The organism is Massilia sp. NP310 (genome assembly GCF_019443485.1).
GTDB lineage: Bacteria > Pseudomonadota > Gammaproteobacteria > Burkholderiales > Burkholderiaceae_D > Telluria > Telluria timonae.
Map to the genome: position 1 here is coordinate 1865512 of NZ_CP080379.1, position 21217 is coordinate 1886728.

The following is a 21217-nucleotide window of genomic DNA, read 5'->3' on the forward strand; positions in this document are numbered from 1 at the left end:
GAATACGCTTGAATACGCTTGAATACGCTTGAATACTTACATCGAGGAGACACCATGAGAATGCATACGACCGTATCGTCCCTGCTGCTGGGCCTGGCGTTGATGGGCGGCGCGCAGGCCGCGCCATTTCCGAGCAAGGCCATCAACGCCGTCGTGCCCTTCCCGTCCGGGGGATCGACCGACGCCATCGCCCGCGCGATCGGCCCGAAAATCAGCGCCACGCTGGGCCAGCCCTGGGTGGTCGACAACCGTCCGGGCGCCACCGGCGCGATCGGCGCCGGCTACGTCAAGCGCGCGGCTCCCGACGGCCATACGCTGATGGTGGCCTCGATCGCGGTGTACTCGGTCAATCCCCTGCTCCAGAAGCGGTTGCCCTACGATCCATCGAAGGACTTCGACCTGTTGACGGTGGCGGTGCAGGCCCCGAACGTGCTGGTGACGAATGGCACCGTCCCCGCCAACACGGTGGGCGACTTCATCGCCTACCTCAAGAAGCATCCCGGCAAGGTGACCTTCGCCACCTCGGGCGCGGGCAGCTCTGACCACCTGACTGCGGCGCTGTTCTGGCAAAAGACCGGCACCTCGGGGCTGCACGTGCCCTACAAGGGCGGCGCGCCAGCGATCACCGACCTGCTCGGCGGCCATGCCAACGTCTCGTTCCAGAACATCAACGTCGTGCTCGGCCATATCAAGTCCGGCAAGCTCAGGGCCCTGGCCGTGACCGGCGCCAACCGGTCGGCGGCGCTGCCCAACGTGCCCACGCTCGCCGAATCGGGCGTCAAGGACGTCGACGTGTATTCGTGGCAGGCCATCGCCGCGCCGAAGGGATTGCCGAAAGACGTCAAGGCCAGGCTGCACACGACCATCGTGAACACGCTGCGCGACCCGCAGATCAAGGACAAGCTCAGTGAGCAGGGGTTCGAGATCGTGGCCTCGTCGCCCGAACAGTTCGCCAAGTTCCAGGCCCAGGAACTGGCGCGCTGGCGCGACGTGATCACCAACGGCAAGATCGAGATCGACTGATCCGGCGCCAGCGCTTTTTCCTGAACCTCCACTTTTTTGACCCGTACATCATGCGCAACCCGAATCCGAATGCCCCCGTCGTCACCAGCCTGCGCGTCGTCCCGGTCGCGGGGCAGGACAGCATGCTCCTGAACCTGAGCGGGGCGCACGGCCCCTGGTTCACCCGCAACATCGTCATCCTGACCGACAGCGCCGGCAATACCGGCCTGGGCGAGGTGCCCGGCGGCGAGGCTATCCGCCAGACCATCGAGGATGCCCGCCCCTTCATCATCGGCGCGACCCTGGGCGACTACAACAAGGTGCTGGGCGCCATGCGCAGCGCCTTCGCCGAACGCGACCAGGGCGGCCGCGGCCTCCAGACCTTCGACCTACGCACCACGATCCACGCCGTCACGGCCGTGGAATCGGCGCTGCTCGACCTGCTCGGCCAGTTCATGGGGGTGCCGGTGGCGGCGCTGCTGGGCGACGGCCAGCAGCGCGACGCGGTCGAGATGCTGGGCTACCTGTTCTATGTGGGCGATCGCAAGCGCACGCCGCTGGCCTACCGCAGCGAGCCGGACGCCGACAACGACTGGTACCGCCTGCGCAATGAAGAGGCGCTCACGCCCGAGGCCATCGTGCGGCTGGCCGAGGCCGCCCAGGCGCGCTACGGCTTCAACGACTTCAAGCTCAAGGGAGGCGTGCTGTCGGCCGACGAAGAGATGGAAGCGATTGTCGCCCTGCACGAGCGCTTCCCCCAGGCGCGCGTGACGCTCGACCCCAACGGCGGCTGGCTGCTGGCCGACGCGATCCGCGTGTGCCGCGACAAGCACGGCATCCTGGCCTATGCCGAAGACCCGTGCGGCGCCGAGAACGGTTTCTCGGGACGCGAAGTGATGGCCGAATTCCGGCGCGCGACGGGGCTGCGCACCGCGACCAACATGATCGCGACCGACTGGCGCCAGATGGCCCATTCGATCCAGCTGCAGTCGGTCGACATCCCGCTGGCCGACCCGCATTTCTGGACCATGCAGGGTTCGGTCAGGGTGGCCCAGCTGTGCGAGATGTTCGGCCTGACCTGGGGTTCGCATTCGAACAACCACTTCGACATCTCGCTCGCGATGTTTACGCACGTCGGCGCCGCCGCGCCGGGCAGGGTCACCGCGATCGACACCCACTGGATCTGGCAGGACGGCCAGCACCTGACCAAACGCCCCCTCACCATCGAAGGCGGCATGGTGCAGGTGCCGCGCAAGCCGGGCCTGGGCATCGAACTCGACCCCGACAAGCTGGAACTGGCGCACCAGGCCTACAAGAACATGGGGCTGGGTGCGCGCGACGACGCGGTCGCCATGCAATACCTGGTGCGCGACTGGAAGTTCGACAACAAGCGCCCCTGCCTGGTGCGTTGAGGCCGTGGCCGGCGCTTGCGCCGTCTTTACTGCAAGGCTAGAACAGCTCCAGGTTCGGCGAAGGCGGCGGCGCCGCGCGCTTCGGCGCCAGCGGCGCCGGCCACGCCTTCATGGCCTCGGCCGGGTAATGGCGCAGGAAGCTGCGCGCGACGTCGGTGTCGCGGCAGGCCAGCCAGTCCCCCACCTCTTCCTGCGCCAGCAGCACCAGCGAGCGCTTCTCGTCGCCCGACCTGTGCATGCGCCGCATCAGCGGATGGTCGTCGGCGTTGATGGTGATCTGGGTGAAGGCGGTCGACATCTCCCCGTCGGCCTCCTGCCATTCGCGCCACAGGCCGGCCACCCAGAACATCGACTCGTCGGCCATGCCGATCGCGGTGCGCTCGGCGCGTCCGCTCTCGTAGCACGGCTCGTAGAACCACAGCATCGGCACCGCGCACAGCTGCAGGCGGCGAAAGGCGAAGGCGAACGAGCGCCGCTCGAGCAGCGATTCGGCGCGCGCATTCATGGTGTCGAAGGGCTTGACCTCGGGCGGGATGTGACGCCGCGGCACCATGCCATAGCTGGCCACGCAGGCGTCAAGCGGCAAGCCGGGCGCCGCGCGCAGGATCGGCGCCGCGTAATCCTTCCATGTTTCCTCGGGCCAGTGCCAGTCGCGCGGAAGGATGCTGAAGGCGCCAATGCGGCCATTGAACTGCTCGGGCGTCGGCGGACGATAATTAACACACATGAGAGAAGCCTAAAAAGTGTTGCTCAATGATAACAGTTGCAGGCGTGCTGCGTCGTACATGGGACCCAAAGTGTAAAATACCAAGATTCATCTCTTCGCATTTACACTCGATGCCGCCAGCCAGCCTTCCCTTCCTGCCCGCCACCGACGAGACTTCGCGACTGATTCTGGCATTTCCCTGGGAAACCACCAGCCTGGGCCCGATCGACAGCTGGTCGACCGTGCTCAAGACCACGGTGGCCCTGATCATGGCCACCCCGGCGCCGATCGTCACCTTGTGGGGCGAGGACGGCTACATGATCTACAACGACGCCTACCGGGTGTTCGCCGGCGGGCGCCACCCGGTGCTGCTCGGTTCAAAAGTGCGTGAAGGCTGGCCCGAGGTGGCCGACTTCAACGACAACGTGATGAAGGTGGGCCTGGCCGGCGGCACCCTCAGCTACCAGGACCAGGAACTGACCCTGCACCGCAGCGGCCAGCCCGAGCAGGTCTGGATGAATCTCGACTATTCGCCGATCCGCGACCAGGACGGCGCCATCGCCGGCGTGATGTCGGTGGTGGTGGAAACGTCGAGCAAGGTCAAGGCCGAGCGCCATGTGCGCGCCGAGCGCGAGCGCCTGAACACGATGTTCGAGCAGGCGCCCGGCTTCGTCTGCCTGCTGGACGGCGCCGAACACCGCTACTCCCTCGCCAACGAAGCCTACCGCGCGCTCACCGGCCGCCGTCCCCTGCTCGGCCTGCCGGTGGCGCAGGCGGTGCCCGAGCTGGCCGAACACGGCATCGTCGAGGTGCTCGACCGCTGCTTCGCCGAAGGCACGACCTTCCGCGCCGAGGGCGTCGAACTCACGCTGCGCAATCCCGGACTGGACGCGCCGGCGCACTTCTTCATCGACTTCGTGCTGCAGCCGCTGCGGGACGCCAATGGCGCGGTGTTCGCCACCTTCGTGGAAGGCAACGACGTCACAGAGCGGGTGAGCGCCGAACGCGCGCTGCGCGCCAGCGAGGCGCGCTTTCGCACCTTCGCCCAGGCCATGCCCAACCACGTGTGGGCGGCGCACGAGGACGGCAGCGTCGAATGGATCAACGACCGTGTGCACGAATACGCCAATGCCGGCGCCGCGCCCCAGACCCTGCTGGGCCATGGCTGGAGCCCGCTGGTGCATCCGGACGACGAGCCGCGCTACCGCGCGCTGTGGGACGCCAGCGTGGCGTCCGGCGCCCCGCTCGACGCCGAGATCCGGCTGCGCCGCCACGACGGCGACTACCGCTGGCACCTGGTGCGCGCGCGGCGCTCGCCGGGCGAGGCCGGCGACGGCGCCCTGTGGATCGGCAGCAGCATCGACATCGAGGACCAGAAGCGCGCGAGCGATGCGCTGGCCGCCGTCAACGCCACGCTCGAGGAACGGGTGGAGCGCCGCACGGCGGAGCGCGACCGCATGTGGCGGCTGTCGAAGGACATCATGCTGGTGGCCGACTTGCAGGGGACCTTGTCCGCCGTGAACCCGGCCTTCACGACCATCCTGGGCTGGCTTGAATCCGAGGTGCTCGCAACTCCTCTGCTCGACCTGGTGCACCCGGACGACCGCGAATCCACCACGCGCCAGATCGAGGTGCTGCGCCTGGGCGGCCAGGTTTACCGCTTCGAGAACCGCTATCGGCGCAAGAACGGCAGCTGGTGCAACCTGTCCTGGACCGCCTCGCCCGACGACCAGTACATCCACGCGGTGGGCCGCGACATCAGCACCGACCTGGCCCGGATGGAGGCCATGCGGCGCACCGAGGCCGCGCTGCAGCAGGCGCAGAAAATGGAGACCATCGGCAAGCTGACCGGCGGCGTGGCGCACGACTTCAACAACCTGCTGCAGGTCATCGGCGGCAACCTGCAGCTGATCGCGCGCCGCGCCGACGGCCTGCCCGAGATCAAGAAGCGCGTCGAGAACGCCATGAACGGCGTCGAGCGCGGCGCCAAGCTGGCCAGCTCCCTGCTGTCGTTCGCGCGCCGCCAGCCGCTCGAGCCGAAGGCGGTCAAGATCGGCCGCCTGCTGGCCAGCATGGAAGACATGATGCGGCGCGCGCTGGGCGAGGAGATCGACGTCGAGATGGTGATCTCGGGCGGCCTGTGGACCACCGAGGTCGACCCGGCGCAGCTCGAGAACGCGATCCTGAACCTGGCGATCAACGCCCGCGACGCCATGGACGGCGCCGGCCGGCTCACCATCGAGGTCGCCAATGCCGCGCTGGACGCCGCCTACTGCGCCGCGCACACGGAGGTCGCGCCCGGCCAGTACGTGCTGCTGGCCGTGAGCGACACCGGCAGCGGCATGCCGCAGGAAGTCATCGACCAGGCCTTCGAGCCCTTCTTCTCGACCAAGCCCGAGGGCAAGGGCACGGGCCTGGGGCTGTCGATGGTGTACGGCCTGGTCAAGCAGTCGGGCGGCCACGTCAAGATCTACAGCGAGGTCGGCGAAGGCACCACGGTCAAGATCTACCTGCCACGCTCGCTGCAGGCCGAGGACCACGCCGGCGAGCAGCTGGCGCAGCCGGCGACCGGCGGCCACGAGACCGTGCTGGTGGTCGAGGACGACGAGCAGGTGCGCCTGACCGTGGTCGACATGCTGGCCGACCTGGGCTACCGGGTGCTGCGCGCCGGCGACGCCGCCTCGGCCCTGACCGTGATCGACAGCGGCATCCACATCGACCTGCTGTTCACCGACGTCGTGATGCCGGGCCCCCTGCGCAGCCCGGAGCTGGCGAAGAAGGCGCGCGAGCGCCTGCCGAACGTCGCGGTGCTGTTCACCTCGGGCTATACCGAGAACGCGATCGTGCACGGGGGGCGCCTGGATCCGGGCGTGGAACTGCTCGGCAAGCCCTATACCCGCGACGCCCTGGCGCGCAAGATCCGCCATGTGCTGGCCAACCAGCAGCAGAAGAACGCGGCCCTGCAGCCGGCGGACGACGCCGCCGCGCCGGCCGGCTCGAAGGCGCGCGTGCTGCTGGTGGAAGACGAGGACGACATCCGCGAGAACACCGCGGAACTGATGCGCATCATGGGATACGAGGTGCTGGAGGCGGCCAGCGCCGAGGCGGCGCTGGCGCTGCTGGAGCGGCGGCCGGACGTCGTGCTGACCGACCTGCAGTTGCCGGGCCTGGGAGGCGAAGCGCTGGCGCATACGGTAAGGCAAAGATTGCCGCGCGCGCGGGTCGCCTTCATGAGCGGGGCCAGCCACGCGTCGAGCGTGGCCGACGCGCTGCTGCCCAAGCCCTACGACGCCGGACAGCTGCAGGCGCTGCTGGAAAAGCTGGCCTGATCCGGGCGTTCAGGCGTCGCGCCGCATATCGTCCGGCCGTTCACGCGCTGTAGCTGGGGCGATGGATGGCGCTGGCTGTCGTGCACGGTGGCGAGCAAACCGGAAAGCCGGCGCCACCGGCAAGGAATGGTGTTCCAATTGTGCTGCATAACAATGCCACCGCAAGTTACAATAAAGAAACGGATTATCGAGTTTCGCTATCGCAAATTGTGAGAATTTGATAGATTGTTGACTTGCCCGTGCGTATTTGTTGCGCATGTCGGCATGCCTGTATGATGCCCGCTTGGCATGCTTGTCCATCCGGCAAGCATGCTCTGCGCGTTGTTGCCGGCCTTGCCGGCGGGGCACTTAACCATATGCACACCTGAATCCATGAAATCGCACAGCAGTCCATCGCCGGGGCAGCCAGATCCCGCTTCCTCGGAAGTTTGTTCGACCAAGGAGGCCGCAAGCCTGCTCGGCGTGTCGCACCGCACCGTGCAATTGTGGGTGGAGGGCGGCGTGCTGCAGGCATGGAAGACGGCGGGCGGCCACCGCCGCATCCTGCTCTCCTCGGTGCACCGGCTGGTGGCCCAGCGCAACCAGGCGGTGACGGGCGGCGCGGCCGCCAGTTCGCCGGCCGCGCCGGCGGCGCCCTCTTCGGCGCGCCGCATCGTGATGGCCGACGACGACGCCACCCTGCTGCGCCTGTACGAGCTGGAAATCTCGGGCTGGGGCCTGGATGCCGAGCTGATCAAGGCGCGCGACGGCTTCGACGCCCTGATCCGCATCGGCGAAGCCAAACCCGACCTGTTGATCAGCGACTTGAACATGCCGGGCATGGATGGTTTCCGCATGGTACGCACGCTACGCGCCGACCCGCGTTATGGCAAGATGGCCATCATCGTCATCAGTGGGCTGGACCGGGCAACGATCGCTTCGATGGGTTTACCGTCCGACATACCGGTGTTCTCCAAACCGGTGCGTTTCCCCGAACTGCGCGCCAAGGTCGAACAGATCCTCGGCACCAGCGAGCGAGCCATGGAGACTTAACCAGGACCAAGAAGAATGCGACACGAGCCGCACAAGACCGTTCGTACCGCCTTGCCCGATCCCCAGCCCGACGCCGCCCGCGTCCGGGCCTTGCACGAGCTGCAACTGCTCGACACCCCGCCCGAGGAACGCTTCGACCGCATCACCCGCCTGGCCTGCCGCCTGCTGGGCGTGCCGATCTCGCTGGTCGCCCTGGTCGACGCCGAGCGCCAGTGGTTCAAGTCGCGGGTCGGCATCGAGATTGCCGAAACCTCGCGCGCCGCCTCGTTCTGCACCCACACCATCCAGCACGCCGACGGCCTGGTGATCGAGGATGCCCGGCAAGACCCGCGCTTCGCCGCCAATCCCTTCGTGCTGGGCGAGCCGCGCGTGCGCTTCTATGCCGGCATCCCGCTGGCCGCGCCCGACGGCAGCCGGATCGGCGCCCTGTGCGTGATCGACAGCCAGGCGCGCCAGTTCGACCAGGACCAGATGGCGACCCTGCGCGACCTGGCGGCGATCGCCGGCGACGAGCTGCGCGCGCGCCCGGCCGGACGCCCGGCGCCCGAAGGCTGGGAAAAAGCCCTGGTCGCCCACTTGCCGGACGGAATCCTGATGCTCAACGTCCATGGCGTGATCGTCGCCGCCAACCCGGCCGCCGAAAAGATCTTCGGCGCCAGCGGCGCCATGCTGGCCGGCCGCCCGCTGGCCGAACTGCTCGACGAAGACCTGGTGAGCCGGCGTCGCGCCGGCCTGCTGGTCGAGGGCGCCCCCTATGAGACCGGGGCCAGGCGCCTGGACGGCAGCCGCTTCCCGGTCGAGTTCTCGTATTGCCGCATGGCCTGGGCCGCGCGGCCGAAATTCGCCGTCACGGTGCGCGACATCACCCAGCGCCGCGCCCAGGAAGAACGCGCACGCGCCACCGACGCGCGCCGGCGCCACCACTTCGCCACCGCCACCCATGAGCTGCGCACTCCGATGTCGAGCGTGCTGGGCTTTTCCGAGCTGTTGCTCAAGCGCGACTTCGACGCCGCCACCCAGCGCGAGCTGGTCGAGATCATCCACCGCGAGTCGGCGCGCCTGGTCGACCTGGTCAACCAGTTGCTCGACCTGGCGCGCATCGAGGCCGGCGGCGCAGCCGAGCTCAAGCTCTCCGCGGTCGCGCTGCCGGCGCTGGTGGAGCAGACCCTGGCCAGCCTGGAAGGCCTGGGCCAGGCGCACAGGGTGCGCACCGACCTCGCGCCCGGCCTGCCGCCGCTGGCGGCCGACGCGCAAAAGATGCAGCAGGCGCTGACCAATATCGTCAGCAACAGCATCAAGTATTCCGCGCCCGCCACCCCGATCGCGATCAGGGCCTGGCTGGAACGGCGCGACGGGCGGTCCATGGTCGCGATCCGGGTGCGCGACCAGGGCCTGGGCATGACGCCCCAGCAGCAGGCCCAGGTGTTCGATGCCTTCTACCGGGTCGACCGCGAGTCCGGCGTGCCGGGCAGCGGCCTGGGCATGACCATCCTCAAGGAAATCGTCGACCTGCATGGCGGCCAGATCGTGCTCGAATCGCAGTTCGGCGTCGGCACCGAGGTCACATTGTACTTGCCTCCCGTCCTCACCGAAGAAGGAGTCGGCTGAGGCGGTTGTACCGCCCGCGCCACACCTGCCCCATCCTTCCTCGGTTTGCTCAGCGGTAATTCGGCCGGCCCGTGCTTTGTCCTTGACAGGCAAATGTGAAACGGTAAAATCAGTAAATATGAAAACCGCCGATCAACGAGTTACCGAAGGACGTTCATTCGACCGGGCCGCCTACTGCACCACCAGGCAGGCCGCCGAGCGGATCGGCGTATCGCACCGCACGGTGCAGATGTGGGTCGAGAACGGCACCTTGCAGGCCTGGAAGACGGCGGGCGGCCACCGCCGCATCGCGCTCGACTCGGTCGCACGCCTGCTCGACGAACGGCGGGCCGCCCTGAGCGGCGCGAGCGCAGGGCCCCGGCCTGCGCCGCGATCTGCGCCGCGATCTGCGCCAATTCCGCGTCCGATCGTGCTGGACGGCGCATCCGGCGGCGCCGTGCGCAGCGTCCTGATCGTCGACGACGACGCCATGCTGCTGCGCCTGTATGAGCTGGAGATCTCGACCTGGGGCCTGGGCCTCGCGGTGCGCAAGGCCAGCAACGGCATCGAGGCGCTGGTGCGGATCGGCGAAGCGCGGCCCGACGTGCTGGTGAGCGACCTGCACATGCCGGGCCTGGACGGCTTCGGCATGATCCGCTCCCTGCGCGGCAATCCAGCCACCGCCAGCCTGCCGCTGGTGGTCGTCAGCGGCATGGACAAGCCGGCGGTGCTGGCCCTGGGCCTGCCCGAGGACGTCGCATTCCTGACCAAGCCGGCCCCGCTCGCGGCCCTGCGCGCCGCGGTCACCGCGCGGCTGCCGGCGACACCCTGAACCCGGTCGCAGCCGCCACCGCAAGCTCAAGAAAATGAACGAGACGCCCCACCTTCCCGCTTCCCCGCCCGCCGACGAGGCGCGCCGCCTGCAGGTCTTGATCGACCTGGACCTGCTCGACTCGCCGCCCGACGAGCGCTTCGACCGCATCACGCGGCTGGCCGCGCGCCTGTTCGGCGTGCCGACCGCGCTGGTCAGCCTGATCGACGCCGAGCGCCAGTGGTTCAAGTCGCGCGTGGGCATGGCGCTGGAGCAGACGCCGCGCGCGGCCTCGTTCTGCGCCCACGCCATCCTGCAGGACGACGTGATGGTGGTGGCCGATGCCTGCAAGGACGCGCGCTTCGCCGACAGCGCGCTGGTGCGGGGAGAGAGCGCGGTGCGCTTCTATGCCGGCTCGCCGATCGACATCGGCGACGGCACGCGCATCGGCACCCTGTGCATCATCGACCGCGTGCCGCGCGAATTCGGCCCCGACGAACGCACCCTGCTGCGCGACCTGGCCGGCATCGTCGCCAATGAAGTCGCCGCCCTCGAACTGAAGGCCGTGGCCGAGCGCGAACGGCGCAATGCCCAGACCGTGCGCGCCCTGCTCGAACACCTGCCGGACGGCGTGCTGCTGTTCGACGCGGCCGGCACGATCCAGTCGTGCAACCCGGCCGCCGAACGCATGTTCGGCGCGCCTTGCAAGGTGCTGGCCGGGGTGCCGCCCAGCACCCTGATCGGCATCCAGCCCAAGCCGGTGGCGCGGCATGAAGGCAATGGCCGGCGCCCGGACGGCAGCATCTTCGCGGCCGAGGTCTCGATCGCCGAGATGACGCTCGACGGCCAGGGTTACCTGGTAGCCACGGTGCGCGACGTCGCCTGGCACCGCGCCGAGCAGGAGCGCGTGCGCGAGGCCAACCGGCGCCGCTACGAGTACTTCCGCACCGCCAGCCACGAGCTGCGCACGCCGATGGCCAGCATCCTGGGCTTTTCGGAATTGCTGCTCAAGCGCGACTTCGACGCCGCCACCGGCCGCGAGCTGATCGACATCATCCACCGCCAGGCCACGCGCCTGATCGGCCTGGTCAACCAGATGCTCGACCTGGCGCGCATCGATTCGGGCGGCTCGGACCAGATGCACCCGGCGCCGCTCGACCTGGCGCAGGTGGTGGAGCAGGTCAAAGCCGGGATCGAGGACGCGGCGCAGGCCGGCCGCATCGTCCTGCGAGCGGCGCCGGGCCTGGCGCCGATCGTGGCCGACCCGCAGCGCGTGCAGCAGGCGCTGGCCAATATCGTGGCCAATGCCCTGGCCTATTCGGCGCCCGACAGCCAGGTCGAGATCGGCATCGGGCCCCAGGCGCGCGACGGCCGCCCGGGCGCCGCCGTGACCGTCAGCGACCGCGGCGTCGGCATGACGCCTGAACAGCGAACCCAGGTGTACGACGCCTTCTGGCGCGCCGGCGCCCTGCCCGACGTGCCGGGCAACGGCCTGGGGATGACCATCGTGCGCGAGATCGTGGCGGTCCACTGCGGCCTGGTGGAAATCGCCTCGAACCCCGGGGACGGCACCCGGGTGACCGTCTGGCTGCCGCGGGACGGCGTGCCCGCCGACCCGGAGGCCGCTTGATGACGCGCCGCATCCTCGTCGTCGACGACCAGCCCGACCTGCGCCTGTTGATTCGCCTGACCTTGCGCGCGCTGGGCGAGGTGAACCAGGCGTCCAGCGCCGAGGCCGCGCTGGCCGAGCTGGCGCGCTGCGTGCCCGACCTCCTGATCCTGGACGTCTGGCTGGGCGAAGGCATCAGCGGCCTGGAACTATGCCGCAAGCTGAAGGACGCGCCTGCGACCGCCGGCATGAAGATCATGCTGCTGTCGGCCTGCGGCCAGCAGAGCGACGTGGCGGCCGGTCTGGCCGCGGGGGCGGACTACTACATGGTCAAGCCCTTCAGTCCGGAGGCGCTGGTGGAGGCTGCCGCCGGCCTGCTCGCGTAGGGTCGACGGCTTCGCCGCCGACCCTACGGTAAGATGACGGCTCCAATACTTTCAGGGAGACGCATCGTGGGCAACCAAGGCAACCACCACCAGATCGACAACATCGAATTCAACGTCGCCGACATCACCCGCAGCAAGGCCTTCTATGGCGAGGTGTTCGGCTGGTCCTTCGTCGACTATGGCCCCGGCTATACCGAGTTCCGCGACGGCCGCCTGGCCGGCGGCTTCACGACCGACGGGCCGGTGCGCGCGGGCGGCCCGCTGGTGATCCTGCACTCGAACGACCTGGAAGCGACCCAACGCCGGGTCGTCGACGCCGGCGCCCGCATCAGCAAGGACATTTTCTCGTTCCCCGGCGGACGGCGCTTCCATTTCATCGATCCGGACGGCTACGAGCTGGCCGTGTGGACGGCCGACGCCGGCGCCTGACACGGCCTTCAGGCCGCGAGCGCGCGCTCCGACACCCTCGAGGGCAGGTCGACGTGGAAGCACGTGCCGCCGCCCGCGCGGTCCTCGAACGACAGTTCGCCGCCATGCTCGACCATGATCTGGCGGCTGATCGCCAATCCGAGCCCTGAACTGGTCTTGCGGTCCGAGCCCGGATCGGCCTGGGCGAAGCGCTGGAAGATGCGCGCGCGAAATTCCGGCGGGATGCCCGGCCCGCGATCGGCCACGCTGATGCGCAGGCCGCGGCTGCTGCGCGCCAGCGTGACCTCCACCGCGCCCTAGGGCGGCGAATACTTGAGCGCGTTCGACAGCAGGTTCATCAGCACCTGGGTGATGCGGTCGCGGTCGACCTCGGCCGGCTGCCGCTCCAGGCCCGCTTCGCAGCGGCTGCGCAGTTCGACCCCGGCATCCTGGGCCTGGACCCGCATCGCGCCGAGCGCGTCTTCCACGATCGGCATCAGAGGCTGGGGCCTGGGCACGGCCGACAGGCGGCCCGATTCGATCTTTTCCACGTCCAGCATATCGCTCACCAGACGCACCAGGCGTTCGCAGTGGCGGTGCGCGATCTCGACCAGTTCCTGGATCTCGCCATCGATCGTCCCGGCCGCGCCGCTCTTGAGCAGCGAAAGCGAGGCGCGCATCGAGGTCAGCGGCGTGCGCAGCTCGTGCGAGACGGTGGCCACCAGCTCGTTCTTCATCTGATCGACGCGCTTCCTGAGCGAGACATCGTGCAGGAAGATGCTGAAGAAGCTGCGCTCGCCGATGCCGGCGATGCCGGCCGTCATCTCGATCGCGAATTCCTCGCCCTGGCGCGTGCGCACGGTGCGCTCGACGCGCCGGTTCAGGGCGCCTGTGTGGCCGGTGGTGCGGAACTCGACGATGGCGCGCCGCAGCGAGTCGTGGTAGCGCTGCGGCAGCACCAGTTCGGCCAGCGGACGCCCGATCGCCTCGTGGCGGCGCCAGCCGAACATGCGCTCGGCCTGGGTATTCCAGTCGGTGACGACGCCGTCCAGGTCCATGCCGATGAAGGCGTCGTGGGCAGTCTCGATGATGGTGTTGATGTGCTGCGCGTTCTGCTGAACGATGGCGAGGGCACTCGCCAGCTCCTGGGTGCGCTCGGTCACCCGCTGTTCCAGCGTGTGGTTGAGTTCTTCCAGCTCGCGCCCGCGCCGCACCAGGTCGGCCAGCAGCGTGTTCAGCGCGCTCGACAGGCTGCGCACCTCGTCATACGAACGCTCGTCGGGCACCCAGGGGCGCGGCGCCGCCGCGGCGGATGCGGTCGGCATAGGCCTGCAGGTTCTTGATCGGATGGGTGATCCAGTTCGCCACCAGGGCGCCGGCGATCGAAAACAGCACCGCCAGGCCTACGCCGGTCCACAGCGCATACTGACCGAGCCGGTGCACCGGCGCATAGGCATTGCCCGCCTCCTGGCGCAGCAGCACCGTCCAGCCCAGGCCGGGATAGTCGGCATAGCCGTCGGTCTGGCTGTAGCCGACCAGGTATTCCCTGTCATCCGACCAGCGCTCCAGCACGTAGCCGATGCCGCGCTCGGCGCGCGCGCGGCGCAGGCTGGCGGTGTCGATGGTCGTGCCCTGCAGGCCGGGCGGGCCCAGCAGCACCAGGCCCTTGGTATCGACGATCAGGGCGTCCACCCGACGCCCGGCCTGGATCGGCTCGATCACCGAGCGTTCGACGTCGTGCGCCCACTGCCATGACAGGTGGGCCCCCAGCACCGCGCGTGGGCGGCCGTCCGGCGCTTCGACGGGGAAAGCCACGTCGACGAAGCGCTGCGGTTCGCCGCCGACCTGCGGCAACAGCTTGGCCAGCAGCAGCGCCTCGTGCACGTCGCCGATGTGGGTGCCGGCCAGCGCGTTGGTGAACCACGGCCGCGCCGCCACGTTGGCGCCTTCGAGCAATCCGCGCGCGGCCGCTTGCACCCGGCCGTCCACGGTGGCGATCCCCAGCCAGCTGTAATAGCCATAGCTGCGATGGGCGTCGTCGAGCATGCGGCGCTGCGATTCCAGCGTCGCATGCGGCCCCAGGTCGGCGATGCGCCGCGCCAGCAGCTTGACCTCGCGGTAGCGCTCATACATGCCGCGGTCGAGCTTGTCCGCGGCCTGCTGGGCCAGCTCGCCCAGGCCGAAGCCGATGCTTTCGCGCACATGGTCGCGCGCCTGGTTCTGGACCAGGGCGACCAGGATGATGGTGAGGACGGCGCACAGAACGGAGGTTGCGAGCGCCATGTAGCCTGCCAGTCCGCGGGGAAGCAGGGTGCGCGGCAGATTCCGGACAATTGGCATACGCATCAACGAGAACTTGTATGGGATATATAACCGGTCGATTTTACGTGAATAGTTGCCCTACGAAAACTCGGGGCAGGCCCTGTTCAATATCTTCCGTGGTCTGTGCGCCACGGCCAGATCAGTTTACTGACATTCTAGCTTGTCAAAAGTATTGGCTCATTGACAACACTAGTTTTGACCCGCTTTTTCTTTCGGTATCATTCGGGGATTGACCAGACCTCATGTGTCATCCCGGTGCACGATCGCCGCTGCATGACCCCGACTTGATCCGGTCGACACCGCTCGCTGGACAATACGGAACAATCGATGTTGCCGGCGATTTCATTGACGGTCGCGGCGCCCCCACTCATCATGCCGAAAGGACACACGATGGCCACCTTCACCACCCGCGACGGCGTCGACATCTATTACAAGGATTGGGGCCGCGGCCGGCCGGTCGTGTTCTGCCACGGCTGGCCGCTGGGCGCCGACAGCTGGGAAGCGCAGATGCTGCACCTGTCGCACAACGGTTTCCGCACCATTGCGCACGACCGGCGCGGGCATATGCGCTCGAGCCAGCCCTGGGACGGCAATGACATGGACCATTACGCCGACGACCTGGCCCAGTTGCTCGAATTGCTCGATCTCAATGACGTCTGCCTGGTCGGCTTTTCGACCGGCGGCGGCGAGGTGGCGCGCTACGTCGGCCGCCACGGCACCGGCCGCATCGCCCGCCTGGCCCTGATCGGCGCCGTGCCGCCGCTGATGGTGCAGCGCCCCGACAACCCCGACGGCGTGCCGCGCGAGGTGTTCGACGGCATCCGCGCCGGCCAGCTCGAAAACCGCGCCCAGCTCTACCTCGACATCCCGTCCGGCCCCTTCTACGGCTTCAACCGGCCGGGCGCGACGCCATCGCCGGGGCTGATCCAGTCGTGGTTCTTGCAGGGAATGCTGGGCGGGCACAAGAATACCTACGATTCGATCGCGGCGTTTTCCGAGACCGACTTCCGCGACGACCTCAGGAAATTCGACAAGCCGACCCTGATCATCCACGGCGACGACGACCAGGTGGTGCCGATCGACGTCGGCGGCCGGGCTTCGGCGCGGCTGGTGCCGCACGCGACCTTCATCGCCTATGCCGGCGCGCCGCACGGCTTGACCGAGACGCACAAGGACAGGGTGAACGCCGACCTGCTGGCCTTCGCGCGCGGCGAAACCGTGGGCCACTAAGCTGGATACTCCCCCATGCCGGACCATGGAGGCAGGATACTCCCCCTCCCTGCTGCGGCGCGAGCGTGCAGGACGCGCCGCAGGTCGTGCGGTAAATTGCTATCGCTCAGCCGTTAGCGGCGCGACAAGAAAATCTATCGCTCATCCATGGCCATTCTGGCACACGGGAAGGCACATTAACTAAAATTAATCATTCGCACACCCCGTCTTAAGCCTGCGCCGGGCATGATCGAAGGTTGGGAAAATATCGCTCTCAACCTTGCAATCCGGATCCAACCACATGCCCTCGACCACTTCCTCGCGCCGGCGCCAGCCGGCCCTTGGCGCCGCCGCGCTGGCGGCGCTGCTGCTGTCCGCCTGCGCCAAAGACCCGAAACCCGTCGCGCCCGCCGTTCCGGAGGTGGCCATCCTGACGATGAACACGTCCAACGTGGCGCTCAACATCGCCCTGCCGGGTCGCACCGCGCCCTTCCTGCTGGCCGAGGTCCGGGCCCGGGTCGACGGCATCGTGCAGGAGCGCCGCTTCAGGGAAGGGGCCGACGTCAAGTCGGGCGAGCCGCTGTACCTGATCGATCCGGCGCCCTACCGCGCCGCGCTGGCCAGCGCCGAGGCCGAGCTGCAGCGGGCCCAGGCCACCCTGGCCAGCAATACCTCCCAGCTCAAGCGCAACCAGGTGCTGGTGAAGGAAAACGCGGTCAGCAAGCAGGAATTCGAAAACGCCGAAGCCGCCCAGCTCGAAGCCGCGGCCGACGTCGCCGCCGCCAAGGCCGCCGTCGAGAGCGCCCGCATCAACCTGGGTTACACCAGCGTCAGCGCGCCGATCACCGGCCGCAGCAGCGTATCGGCGGTGACGCAAGGCGCTTACGTCCAGGGCAGCGCCGCTACCCTGATGACCACCATCCAGCAGATCGACCCGATGTACGTCGACCTGCAGCAATCGAGCGTCGACGGCCTGCTGCTGCGGCGCGAGATCGCCGCCGGGCGGGTGCGCATGGACGGCGCCAACGCCGCCAAGGTCAGCCTGACCCTGGAGGACGGCAGCACCTACGCTCGCAGCGGCACGCTCGAGTTTTCCGGCGTGACGGTCGACCAGGCCACCGGCGCGGTCACCCTGCGCGCGCGCTTCCCGAATCCCGACAAGCTGCTGCTGCCCGGCATGTTCGTGCGCGCCAGCGTCAGCCAGGGCGTGCGCCAGTCGGTGATGCGGGTGCCGGCGCCGGCCGTCTCGCGCACCCCGCAGGGCACCGCGACCGTCATGATCGTGGACCGCGAGAACAAGGCCCAGCTGCGCACCGTGCGCACCGGCGCCCTGGTCGACGGCTACTGGCTGATCGACGAAGGCCTGAAGGAAGGCGAACGCGTGGTGGTCAGCGGCACCCAGAAGCTGCGTCCCGGCACCGTGGTCCGGATCGGCGCGCCGTCGGCGCCCGCCAGCCAGGCGCCGGCGGCGCCGGCCACCGCCGCCGCCGACACTGCCACGGCCGCAACGCGCCAGGGATAAGCGACGATGCCAAAGTTCTTCATCCAGCGTCCGATCTTCGCGATCGTGATTTCCCTGTTGATCATGCTGGTCGGCGGGATCGCCCTGTTCAAGATGCCGGTCGAGCAGTATCCGCCGGTGTCGCCGCCGTCGGTGCAGATCCAGGCCACCTTCCCCGGCGCCTCGGCCGACACCATGCAGAACACCGTGGTCCAGGTGATCGAGCAGCAGATGACGGCGATCGACAACCTGCTCTACATGCAGTCGACCAGCGACGACACCGGCCGCTCGACCACCACCCTGACCTTCGCCGCCGGCACCGATCCCGACATCGCCCAGGTGCAGGTGCAGAACAAGCTGCAGACCGCGGTGCCGCGCCTGCCGAGCGAGGTGCAGCAGTCCGGCCTGCAGGTGACCAAGTCGACCTCGGACTTCCTGATGGTCGCCGCCTTCGTCTCGGACGACGACAGCATGACCAAGTTCGACATCGCCAACTACGTGGCCTCGAACATCCAGGATCCGCTCAGCCGCATCCCGGGCGTGGGCAGCATGAACCTGTTCGGCACCCAGTACGCGATGCGCGTCTGGCTCGACCCGGTCAAGCTGACCAGCTACCAACTGACCCCGCTCGACGTGGCCGACGCCATCCGCGCCCAGAACGTGCAGATCGCGGGCGGCGCGCTGGGCGGCCTGCCGGCCGTCCCCGGCCAGATGCTCAGCGCCACCATCAACCAGGCCACCATGCTGCGCACGCCCGACGAGTTCAAGCGCATCCTGCTCAAGGTGCAGCAGGACGGCTCGTCGGTGCGCATCGGCGACGTGGCGCGGGTCGCGCTGGGCCCCGAGAACTATAACGTCGACGTGCGCCTGAACGGCAAGTCGGCGTCGGGCCTGGGCATCCAGCTGGCGCCGAACGCGAATGCTCTGGAGACCGCGGAACGGGTGCGTGCGCGCCTGGAAGAGCTGGGCCAGTTCTTCCCGCCCGGCCTGCGCACGGTCTACCCGAACGACGTCACCCCCTTCATCGAGGAATCGATCAGCGGCGTGGTGCACACCCTGATCGAGGGCATCGTGCTGGTGTTCCTGGTCATGTACCTGTTCCTGCAAAACTTCCGCGCCACCCTGATCCCGTCGATCACGGTGCCGGTGGTGCTGCTCGGCACCTTCGGCATCATGGCGGCGCTCGGCTTCACCGTGAATACGCTGTCGATGTTCGGCCTGGTGCTGTCGATCGGCCTCCTGGTCGACGACGCCATCGTGGTGGTCGAGAACGTCGAGCGCGTGATGCACGAGGACGGCCTGGGGCCGAAGGAAGCGACCATCAAGGCGATGGGCCAGATCACCAGCGCGCTGATCGGCGTGGCCCTGGTGCTGTCGGCGGTGTTCGTGCCGGTCGCCTTCTCGAGCGGCACGGTGGGCGCGATCTACCGCGAGTTCTCGCTGACGGTGGTGGCCTCGATGCTGCTGTCGGCCTTCATCGCGCTGACGCTCACGCCGGCCCTGTGCGCGACCATGCTCAAGCCGGTCGATCCGAACCACCATGAAAAGAAGGGCTTCTTCGGCTGGTTCAACCGCTCGTTCGACAACACGCGCGACCGCTACCTGGGCGGCGTATCGCGCATCCTGAAACGGCGCGCCCTGTGGATGGTGGTGTACCTGGTCATGGTCGGCATCGTGATCGCCCTGTTCCTGCGCCTGCCGGGCGGCTTCCTGCCCAAGGAAGACCAGGGCTTCATGTTCGTCCAGGTGCAGACCCCGGCCGGCAGCAGCCAGGAAATCACCGGCCGCGTGCTGGAAGAGATCAGCCAGTACCTGCTGAACGAAGAAAAGGCGGTGGTCGAGGCCACCTTCATGACCAACGGCGCCTCGCAGCCGCAGCGCGGCCAGAACCAGGGCCGCCTGTTCGTGCGCCTGCGGCCATGGGACGAGCGCAAGGGCGACGAGCTGGGGGTGTCGGCGCTGGCCAGCCGCATCAGCGCGCGCTACGCCAATTTCCAGGGCGCGGTGATCAATACCGTCGAACCGCCGTCGATCCGCGGCCTGGGCTCGGCCACCGGCTTCAACCTGCAGCTGCAGGACCGCGGCGGCCTGGGCCACGAGGCGCTGGGGCAGGCGCGCGACCGCCTGCTCGAGCTGGCCGCCAAGGACCAGCGGCTACAGCGCGTGCGCTTCTCGGGCCAGGCCGACAACGCCACCTACAAGATCGACATCGACCGCGAAAAGGCGGCGGCGCTGGGCGTCGACCTGACCCAGGTCGACCAGATCTTCTCGACCGCCTGGGGCTCGCGCTACATCAACAACTTCCTGGACACCGACAACCGCATCAAGCGCGTCTACATCCAGGCCGACGCCCAGTTCCGCATGAACCCGGACGACTTGCGCCACCTGTACGCGAGGAATGGCGACGGCGCGATGGTGCCCTTCTCGTCCTTCGCCACCGCGCGCTGGACCTGGGGCTCGCCGGCGATGGCGCGCTACAACGGCATCGAGTCGGCCGAGATCCAGGGCCAGCCGGCGCCGGACTACAGCACCGGCGAAGCGATGGCCATCATGACCGAGCTGGTGGGCCAGTTGCCGCAGGGCATCGGCTACGAATGGAGCGGCATCTCGCTGCAGGAATCGCAGGCCGGCGCCCAGGCGCCGCTGCTGTACGCGCTGTCGATCTTGGTCGTGTTCCTGTGCCTGGCGGCGCTGTACGAAAGCTGGGCGATTCCGATCTCGGTGATCATGGTGGTGCCGATCGGCGTGCTGGGCGCGCTCGGCGCGGCGACCGCCTTCGGCATGGAAAACGACGTGTTCTTCCAGGTGGGCCTGTTGACCACCATCGGCCTGTCGGCCAAGAACGCGATCCTGATCGTCGAATTCGCGCGCGAGCTGCAGATGCAGGGCATGGGCCTGGTGGAGGCGGCGCTGGAAGCGTCCAAGGTGCGTCTGCGCCCGATCATCATGACCTCGATGGCCTTCATCCTGGGCGTGACGCCGCTGGCGATTTCGAGCGGCGCCGGTTCGGGCAGCCAGAATGCGCTGGGCATCGGCGTGATCGGCGGGATGATGACCGCGACCTTCCTGGCGACCTTCCTGATCCCGCTGTTCTACGTGCTGGTCGCGGGCCGTTCGAAGCCGCCGGTGGTCCATGCGCCGCCGCCGGCACCGGTGGCGCACGCGCCGAAGGCCGAGGCCGAGGTAGCGGATACAATGCCGGCTTCCCAATGAGACTGCCGTGAAACTGTTACTCGTCGAAGACAATGAACGCGTGGCCCGCTTCGTCAAGAAGGGGCTGACCGAGGCCGGCCATACGGTCGACCACGCCGACAATGGCCGCGACGGCATGTACCATGCCGTCAGCGAGCCCTACGACGCGATCGTCATGGACCGCATGCTGCCGGGCGGGATCGATGGCCTCGGCATCATCGAAGCCCTGCGCCAGCAGGGCAACCGGGTGCCGATCCTGATCCTCTCCGCGCTGGACGGCGTGGACGACCGCATCCGTGGCCTGCGCGCCGGCGGCGACGACTACCTGACGAAACCGTTCGCCTTCGGCGAGCTGCTGGCGCGGCTCGACGCCCTGCTGCGCCGCTCGCAGAGCCAGGCGGTGGAAACCGTGATGAGCCTGGGCGACCTGTCGGTCGACATGCTGGCGCACCGCGTCACGCGCGCCGGCCGCCCGGTGGCGCTGCAGCCGCGCGAGTTCAAGCTGCTCACTTACCTGCTGCGCCACGCCAACCAGGTGGTGACGCGCACCATGCTGCTCGAGAACGTGTGGGATTACCACTTCGACCCGCAGACCAACGTCATCGACGTCCACATCAGCAAGCTGCGCCAGAAGATCGACGCGGGCTTTGCGACGCCGCTGCTGCGCACCGTGCGCAACGCCGGCTATATGCTGACCGACCAGCCCTGAGA

General features: G+C 68.2%; 17 protein-coding genes. 13 read left to right on the forward strand and 4 right to left on the reverse strand.

Annotated elements, in window-relative coordinates; all coding sequences use genetic code 11:
* The first annotated feature begins 54 nt into the window (after positions 1-54).
* Positions 55-1023: a tripartite tricarboxylate transporter substrate binding protein gene (locus KY496_RS08110; RefSeq protein ID WP_219864443.1), complete on the forward strand. Its 969-nt coding sequence runs from the start codon at positions 55-57 to the stop codon at positions 1021-1023.
* Between the two features lie 50 nt (positions 1024-1073).
* Positions 1074-2414, forward strand: a complete 1341-nt coding sequence (gudD, locus tag KY496_RS08115; RefSeq protein ID WP_005667173.1) for a glucarate dehydratase — start codon at positions 1074-1076, stop codon at positions 2412-2414.
* 37 nt (positions 2415-2451) lie between these two features.
* On the opposite strand, the gene KY496_RS08120 is transcribed toward gudD, so the two are convergent.
* Positions 2452-3141 (reverse strand): SOS response-associated peptidase family protein, encoded by a 690-nt coding sequence (locus tag KY496_RS08120; protein WP_219864444.1) that lies wholly within the window; start codon positions 3139-3141, stop codon positions 2452-2454.
* A 110-nt stretch (positions 3142-3251) separates the two neighbouring features.
* On the opposite strand from KY496_RS08120, the gene KY496_RS08125 reads away from it, so the two are divergent.
* The 7 genes from KY496_RS08125 to KY496_RS08155 all read left to right on the forward strand — a co-directional run bounded on the left by KY496_RS08125 (position 3252) and on the right by KY496_RS08155 (position 12303).
* Complete coding sequence (locus tag KY496_RS08125) at positions 3252-6449, forward strand: PAS domain S-box protein (RefSeq protein ID WP_219864445.1); 3198 nt, start codon at positions 3252-3254, stop codon at positions 6447-6449.
* A gap of 372 nt (positions 6450-6821) precedes the next feature.
* Complete coding sequence (locus KY496_RS08130) at positions 6822-7481, forward strand: response regulator (protein ID WP_071362316.1); 660 nt, start codon at positions 6822-6824, stop codon at positions 7479-7481.
* A gap of 15 nt (positions 7482-7496) precedes the next feature.
* Positions 7497-9089 carry an ATP-binding protein gene (locus KY496_RS08135; protein ID WP_005667169.1) on the forward strand — a complete coding sequence of 531 codons (1593 nt, stop codon included), beginning with the start codon at positions 7497-7499 and terminating at the stop codon, positions 9087-9089.
* A gap of 118 nt (positions 9090-9207) precedes the next feature.
* Complete coding sequence (locus tag KY496_RS08140) at positions 9208-9900, forward strand: response regulator (RefSeq protein WP_005667167.1); 693 nt, start codon at positions 9208-9210, stop codon at positions 9898-9900.
* A gap of 34 nt (positions 9901-9934) precedes the next feature.
* On the forward strand, positions 9935-11509 hold the full coding sequence (locus KY496_RS08145; RefSeq protein ID WP_219864446.1) for an ATP-binding protein: 1575 nt from the start codon (positions 9935-9937) through the stop codon (positions 11507-11509).
* On the forward strand, positions 11509-11874 hold the full coding sequence (locus KY496_RS08150) for a response regulator transcription factor (protein ID WP_219864447.1): 366 nt from the start codon (positions 11509-11511) through the stop codon (positions 11872-11874). Before KY496_RS08145 ends, KY496_RS08150 begins: the two co-directional genes overlap by 1 nt.
* A 66-nt stretch (positions 11875-11940) precedes the next feature.
* Positions 11941-12303 carry a VOC family protein gene (locus tag KY496_RS08155; RefSeq protein ID WP_005667164.1) on the forward strand — a complete coding sequence of 121 codons (363 nt, stop codon included), beginning with the start codon at positions 11941-11943 and terminating at the stop codon, positions 12301-12303.
* An 8-nt stretch (positions 12304-12311) separates the two neighbouring features.
* Here KY496_RS08155 and KY496_RS27090 read toward each other — a convergent pair whose 3' ends face one another.
* From KY496_RS27090 to KY496_RS27100, 3 genes are read right to left on the reverse strand one after another with little or no spacing between them, the layout of a single operon-like run.
* Positions 12312-12593, reverse strand: coding sequence for a sensor histidine kinase KdpD (locus KY496_RS27090; protein WP_229520467.1), 282 nt, complete (start codon positions 12591-12593; stop codon positions 12312-12314).
* A gap of 6 nt (positions 12594-12599) precedes the next feature.
* Positions 12600-13607, reverse strand: a complete 1008-nt coding sequence (locus tag KY496_RS27095; protein ID WP_229520468.1) for a cell wall metabolism sensor histidine kinase WalK — start codon at positions 13605-13607, stop codon at positions 12600-12602.
* The gene (locus KY496_RS27100; protein ID WP_229520469.1) at positions 13546-14565 is read right to left on the reverse strand and encodes a cache domain-containing protein; all 1020 of its coding nucleotides are present in this window, start codon (positions 14563-14565) and stop codon (positions 13546-13548) included. Before KY496_RS27100 ends, KY496_RS27095 begins: the two co-directional genes overlap by 62 nt.
* Before the next feature lie 366 nt (positions 14566-14931).
* Here KY496_RS27100 and KY496_RS08165 point away from each other — a divergent pair, with 366 nt between their 5' ends.
* The 4 genes from KY496_RS08165 (at position 14932) to KY496_RS08180 (ending at position 21215) form a co-directional block, all read left to right on the forward strand.
* A complete protein-coding gene (locus KY496_RS08165) occupies positions 14932-15834 on the forward strand; it encodes an alpha/beta fold hydrolase (RefSeq protein WP_370659799.1) in 903 nt (300 codons plus the stop codon).
* Between the two features lie 280 nt (positions 15835-16114).
* The gene (locus tag KY496_RS08170; protein WP_219864448.1) at positions 16115-17335 is read left to right on the forward strand and encodes an efflux RND transporter periplasmic adaptor subunit; all 1221 of its coding nucleotides are present in this window, start codon (positions 16115-16117) and stop codon (positions 17333-17335) included.
* 6 nt (positions 17336-17341) lie between these two features.
* Positions 17342-20527: an efflux RND transporter permease subunit gene (locus tag KY496_RS08175; RefSeq protein ID WP_219864449.1), complete on the forward strand. Its 3186-nt coding sequence runs from the start codon at positions 17342-17344 to the stop codon at positions 20525-20527.
* 7 nt (positions 20528-20534) lie between these two features.
* Entirely contained in the window at positions 20535-21215 is a 681-nt protein-coding gene (locus tag KY496_RS08180; RefSeq protein WP_005667157.1) for a response regulator transcription factor, read from the forward strand.
* Positions 21216-21217: the final 2 nt, after the last annotated feature.

Bases quoted from the DNA above. Each gene is read 5' to 3' on its own strand.
- KY496_RS08110 (WP_219864443.1), top strand. From the start codon at position 55: ATGAGAATGCATACGACCGTATCGTCCCTGCTGCTGGGCCTGGCGTTG.
- KY496_RS08175 (WP_219864449.1), top strand. From the start codon at position 17,342: ATGCCAAAGTTCTTCATCCAGCGTCCGATCTTCGCGATCGTGATTTCC.
- KY496_RS08140 (WP_005667167.1), top strand. From the start codon at position 9,208: ATGAAAACCGCCGATCAACGAGTTACCGAAGGACGTTCATTCGACCGG.
- KY496_RS08125 (WP_219864445.1), top strand. From the start codon at position 3,252: ATGCCGCCAGCCAGCCTTCCCTTCCTGCCCGCCACCGACGAGACTTCG.
- KY496_RS08150 (WP_219864447.1), top strand. From the start codon at position 11,509: ATGACGCGCCGCATCCTCGTCGTCGACGACCAGCCCGACCTGCGCCTG.
- KY496_RS27095 (WP_229520468.1), bottom strand. From the start codon at position 13,607: ATGCCGACCGCATCCGCCGCGGCGGCGCCGCGCCCCTGGGTGCCCGAC.
- KY496_RS08170 (WP_219864448.1), top strand. From the start codon at position 16,115: ATGCCCTCGACCACTTCCTCGCGCCGGCGCCAGCCGGCCCTTGGCGCC.
- KY496_RS08145 (WP_219864446.1), top strand. From the start codon at position 9,935: ATGAACGAGACGCCCCACCTTCCCGCTTCCCCGCCCGCCGACGAGGCG.
- KY496_RS27100 (WP_229520469.1), bottom strand. From the start codon at position 14,565: ATGGCGCTCGCAACCTCCGTTCTGTGCGCCGTCCTCACCATCATCCTG.
- KY496_RS08130 (WP_071362316.1), top strand. From the start codon at position 6,822: ATGAAATCGCACAGCAGTCCATCGCCGGGGCAGCCAGATCCCGCTTCC.
- gudD (WP_005667173.1), top strand. From the start codon at position 1,074: ATGCGCAACCCGAATCCGAATGCCCCCGTCGTCACCAGCCTGCGCGTC.
- KY496_RS08135 (WP_005667169.1), top strand. From the start codon at position 7,497: ATGCGACACGAGCCGCACAAGACCGTTCGTACCGCCTTGCCCGATCCC.
- KY496_RS08120 (WP_219864444.1), bottom strand. From the start codon at position 3,141: ATGTGTGTTAATTATCGTCCGCCGACGCCCGAGCAGTTCAATGGCCGC.
- KY496_RS08165 (WP_370659799.1), top strand. From the start codon at position 14,932: ATGTTGCCGGCGATTTCATTGACGGTCGCGGCGCCCCCACTCATCATG.